Origin of the sequence: Sulfurihydrogenibium yellowstonense SS-5 (genome assembly GCF_000173615.1) — a bacterium.
GTDB classification, from domain to species: Bacteria; Aquificota; Aquificia; order Aquificales; family Hydrogenothermaceae; genus Sulfurihydrogenibium; species Sulfurihydrogenibium yellowstonense.
In genome coordinates, this window is record NZ_ABZS01000120.1 from 1 (window position 1) to 5166 (window position 5166).

General features: G+C 33.0%; 4 protein-coding genes and 1 CRISPR repeat array. Of the genes, 1 reads left to right on the forward strand and 3 read right to left on the reverse strand.

Annotated elements, in window-relative coordinates:
• From SULYE_RS05620 to SULYE_RS05630, 3 genes are all read right to left on the reverse strand, one after another.
• A partial coding sequence (locus SULYE_RS05620; protein WP_007547399.1) for a lyase family protein occupies positions 1 to 643 on the reverse strand: 643 nt, incomplete at its 3' end.
• The gene (gatB, locus tag SULYE_RS05625) at positions 640 to 2088 is read right to left on the reverse strand and encodes an Asp-tRNA(Asn)/Glu-tRNA(Gln) amidotransferase subunit GatB (RefSeq protein WP_007547401.1); all 1449 of its coding nucleotides are present in this window, start codon (positions 2086 to 2088) and stop codon (positions 640 to 642) included. The genes gatB and SULYE_RS05620, both read right to left, overlap by 4 nt.
• A gap of 18 nt (positions 2089 to 2106) precedes the next feature.
• A complete protein-coding gene (locus SULYE_RS05630; protein ID WP_007547403.1) occupies positions 2107 to 2406 on the reverse strand; it encodes a hypothetical protein in 300 nt (99 codons plus the stop codon).
• 419 nt (positions 2407 to 2825) lie between these two features.
• Positions 2826 to 3981: a CRISPR direct-repeat array (repeat unit 29 nt; unit sequence GTTCAATTCCTCATAGGTAGGCTACAAAC).
• A gap of 805 nt (positions 3982 to 4786) precedes the next feature.
• Between SULYE_RS05630 and SULYE_RS05635 the strand changes: the two genes are divergently transcribed.
• Positions 4787 to 5166, forward strand: a 380-nt coding sequence (locus tag SULYE_RS05635) for a YggS family pyridoxal phosphate-dependent enzyme (RefSeq protein ID WP_007547404.1), incomplete at its 3' end; no start/stop codon positions are given.

Genomic DNA, 5166 nt, shown 5'->3' on the forward strand with positions numbered 1-5166 from the left:
GGTTTGCTACTGGCTCTGGTTTTAGATTAAGCTCTTTTAATGTAAGATCTTCAAGCTCTGGCGGAATGTTAGAATAAGTTCCTACTGCTCCTGATATTGTTCCAACAGATATAACTTCTCTTGCATTTTCTAATCTTTTTTTGTTTCTTTTAAACTCTTCATACCATAATGCAAATTTAAGCCCAAAGGTCATAGGCTCTGCATGGACTCCGTGAGTTCTTCCCATCATTAATGTGTTTTTATACTTTAATGCATTTTCTTTTAAAACTTCTAAAAGTTTTTCAACATCTTTTATAAGCAAATCTAAGCTTTCTCTCATGATTAATGCTAAAGCTGTATCAATAACATCAGAAGATGTAAGTCCTAAGTGAATGTATCTTCCATTTTCTCCTACCTGCTCAGCCACTGCACTAACAAAAGCAAGGACATCATGATTATAAACTTTATCAAGCTCGTTAATTCTTTCTACTGTTTCATCATCTATATGTGTTTTTTCTATGATTTCTTTTAACGCTTCATCTGGTATTTTCCCAAGTTTATTCCAAGCTTTACAAACCGCTATTTCTACATCTAACCATTTTTGAAATTTGTTTTTTTCACTCCATATATTTCCCATCTCTGGAAGGGTATATCTTTTTATCATTGTAGCTCCTCTTTTATGATTTTATTTACAAGCTGAGGGTTTGCTTTTCCTTTTGTTTCTTTCATTATCTGTCCGACTAAAAATCCGAGAATTTTTTCATTTCCTGATTTGTATTTTTCTACTTCTGCTGGGAATTTAGCAAGAATGTCTTTTACTATTTTTCTTATTTCATCTTCGTTTGAAATCTGTTTTAATCCTTTTTCTTCTACTATCTGTTTTGGTGATTTTTGTGTCTCAAATGCTATTTCAAATACATCTTTTGCAATCTTTCCTGAGATTGTGCCATCAGTAATTAACGATAAAAGCTCTGCCAAAGAGTTTGGAGAAATAGGAGAATTTTCTATTTCTAATCCTTTTTCGTTTAGCTTTCCGAGAAGTTCATTTAGTATCCAATTTGCTACAAGCTTTGGATTTTGTGGAAAGATTTCTATCACTTTTTCAAAATAGTTTGCCAAGGCTTTATCAGATGTTAACACTTCTGCGTCATATTCAGGAAGTCCAAGCTTTTCGATGTATCTGTGATATTTTTGGTCTGGAAGTTCTGGAAGTGAGTTTTTAATCTGCTGGATTTCTTCATCTTTTATTACTACCGGGAGTAAATCTGGGTCTGGGAAGTATCTGTAATCGTGTGCTTCTTCTTTTGTTCTCATGGTGTAGGTTTTTCCGGTATTTGGGTCAAACAATCTTGTCTCTTGAACTATTTTTTCTCCTTTTCTTAGAAGCTTAGACTGTCTTTCTATCTCATACTCTATTGCTTTTACGATAAATCTAAATGAGTTAATATTTTTTAGCTCTACCTTTGTACCAAGCTTTTCAGAACCTTTTGGTTTTAAGGATATATTTACATCACATCTAAGCTGCCCTTTTTCCATGTCTGCATCAGATACACCAAGATATCTCATGATGTTTCTTAATTTTTCTAAGTATTTTCTTGCTTCTTCTGCAGAGGATATATCCGGCTCAGTGACGATTTCCATCAGTGGAGTACCTGCTCTGTTTAAATCTACATAAGAAAAACTTCCTTCGTGTATTGTTTTTCCTGCGTCTTCTTCTATGTGTAATCTATGAATTCTTATTTTTTTAAATCCGTTTTCTGTTTTGATTTCTATGTATCCATCTGTTGCAAGTGGTTTATCATACTGGGAAATCTGATAACCTTTTGGAAGGTCTGGATAAAAATAATTTTTTCTTGCCATGATAGAAAGGTTATGAACTTTGCAGTTTAACGCCAAAGCTGCTTTTATGGCAAACTCTATGGCTCTTTTGTTTATCACCGGTAACGTCCCTGGATGTGCTAAACAAACTGGGCATACGTTAGTGTTAGGCTCAGCTCCAAACTCAACTTTACATCCACAAAACATTTTTGTTTGAGTATTCATTTGAACATGGGTTTCAAGCCCTATAACAACATCAAACTCTTTATCAATCAATACTGCTGACTCCATCTTTTCAGCTCCTTGTTTTTATTTTTTACCTGTCAATGGTGCTTTAATATTTTTTATAGCTCTATCTGCTGCAAATTTGTATCTTATGTCTTGTTTTGCCAACTTCTCTATTTCTGCTTTTATCTGCTTTTCAGCTTCATCTGTTGCATTTTTATATCCAAGAACGTATGCAACAATGGCAACAAATGAAAATCCTATAAATTCAACTATTTTCCCTATGACCGGCAAAGTTTGCTGCAAAAATAAACCTCCAACAGCTAAAACAATTCCAACTCCAAGTATGATTTTCCAATACTTTAATAGAATATCTCCAAGCATTTCTTACTCCTAAGTGTTTTTAGATAGCATATTATTATAGCATTCTTAAAGTAAAGGTATTAGTCAAGGATGTTCCAAAATTTTTGTAAGCTTACCTTTCTGTGTCATCCTGAGGCCGAAGGCCGAAGGATCTCATCTTTTGATTTTTTGACTTGAAAAGAGAAACATGAGATTCTTCGCTTCGCTCAGAATGACGATATGGATTTTTGCAAGCAGTCTCAGGTATTAGTCATACTGTTTTGTGAAAATCTTTTGAATGAGAAATTAGGGATTTTTACAAGATTTAAAGTTGTTTTTCATGAAGATTTTCTATTCTTTCTCGATTTTAAATAAATGGTTTGGGACATTTTTAGGGATTTTTTTCTTTTGATAGATAGATGTTAGAAATCTTTGAGATGCTAATTTTTAGTGTCTTGCTGTTTTAATTCCTTATAGGTAGGCTAATAACCAAAGACGGGCAATGGAGAGCAGAAGTCCATTTCTTATTTCAATTCCTCATAGGTAGGCTACAAACCATGGGATAGAGATAATAGAGAATGAATTTTATGTAGCTTCAATTCCTCATAGGTAGGCTACAAACAAATATTAGAAGAATATCCAAATATGGATATACCATCTTCAATTCCTCATAGGTAGGCTACAAACGAGGAGATTAACTTAGACGAAGTAAAAGAGATTTTGTCGTTTCAATTCCTCATAGGTAGGCTACAAACTTTTTTCTGGCAATATAAAGCCATCTATTGCGATATACTGAAGTTCAATTCCTCATAGGTAGGCTACAAACGATGATTTTGAGGTTTTAAATGTTGAGGTACTTAAGTTCAATTCCTCATAGGTAGGCTACAAACGTACCCGTTGTTCAGAGATTTTACTCTTGTTTTTGATTTTGTTCAATTCCTCATAGGTAGGCTACAAACGACAGATGTTTTACTTGTTAGATATATATTAATTTACGTTCAATTCCTCATAGGTAGGCTACAAACTTTATCATAATCAAAATCGTCCGAAAGTTCCGATGGAGTTCAATTCCTCATAGGTAGGCTACAAACAATTGGATATTAATTATGATAAGCAAGATTTTGAAATAGGTTCAATTCCTCATAGGTAGGCTACAAACAAGAGAAAAGTGGAAGCTTGATGCTTTACAAGTAGAAGTTCAATTCCTCATAGGTAGGCTACAAACAAGATAGTGATGACTTTAAAATTAGGTATCATTATAGGTTCAATTCCTCATAGGTAGGCTACAAACAACAATGAAGTTAGAAAACCAAGTCGGGGCAAGACTGTTCAATTCCTCATAGGTAGGCTACAAACAGACTATGCGGACTATCCATCTTATGTAGAGATAGTGGTTCAATTCCTCATAGGTAGGCTACAAACTTCGACGAGAGTGGTGGTGGGAAATTTAGATTTTGAGTTCAATTCCTCATAGGTAGGCTACAAACACTTGTCCTTTGGGACAATATCCTTGTATATATACGTTCAATTCCTCATAGGTAGGCTACAAACGTTCTTCCACTTCAAAGATTTTTAGAGGTTCTGTGACGTTCAATTCCTCATAGGTAGGCTACAAACCCGTTAACTTTTAACTCAAAAATAAATTCGTAAAAATCTTATTCATTTGCCAATGTGTAGAACATTATACCAAACTTTTAAAAATTCCGCAAGTTGAAGTTTTTTGCAGCAAACCTCGATATACAGAAAATATATTATTATATTTTATCCTTTTGCTTCCCATCACAAGCCAACTGCCAAAAACCCCAAACTCAGAAGCCCGCTGCAAATATCACTCTTTAACTTGCCGATCTCAAAATATTTTAAAATAAAAAACTTCAAATTTTCAAAAATTTAAAAGCTAAAAAATCTAAAATCAAAAAGTTTAATTCAAAAAGTACTTATAATTACTCTTCAAAAAATCCCTTTCAAACCATCATTATACAAGCTCAAATCAAACATCAAAAAATAAAATCATATTACCAATACCTTAGCTTTGCTGACTGCTAAATCATCTCACCAAGCTAACAAACAATCAAACAAAAATAGCTAAGATATTAATAAACCAATCTTTAACGTCTCGCTTCTCACGTCTCACGTCTCACGTAAAATAAGCTTGTGTTGGCTTACCTATTCAATTGCCAAAGTTTGGTTAAAAAATTAAAAAGCTATTTATAAATATACAAAAAATTTTTCTACCTGTCAAGTAAAAATTGAAAGCTGTCTTAATAAGCCTTCTGCTATAATATAGCATATTTATAATACACAAATTTAAGCTTATCCTATAGAAGAAAAAACATCTAAAGTTTTCTTGGCAAGGTTTGAAGATAGCTCTTGTCTTTCCTATTCTTAAAAAGTTTTAGAACTCTAAATTAGAGAGGTTGAAATGAGTATAAAAGAGAATGTGCTAAAAATTGAAGAAAGGATACAAAAAGCTTGTGATAAAGTTGGTAAAAAGAGAGAAGAAGTCATTCTTCTTGCAGCATCTAAGACGCAGCCGGTAGAAAAAATTATAGAAGCTTACGAGTCAGGTATTAGATACTTTGGAGAGAATAAAGTACAAGAAGGCATTGAAAAAATAGAAAAACTTAAAAAATATTCAGATATACATTGGCATCTAATAGGTGGTCTTCAAACCAACAAAGTTAAGTATGCTGTAAAATACTACGAATCGATTCATTCAGTTGATAGACAAGCTCTTGTTGATGAGATTGAAAAAAGAGGAGAAAAACTAAACAAAGTTATAGATGGACTTATTGAAGTTAA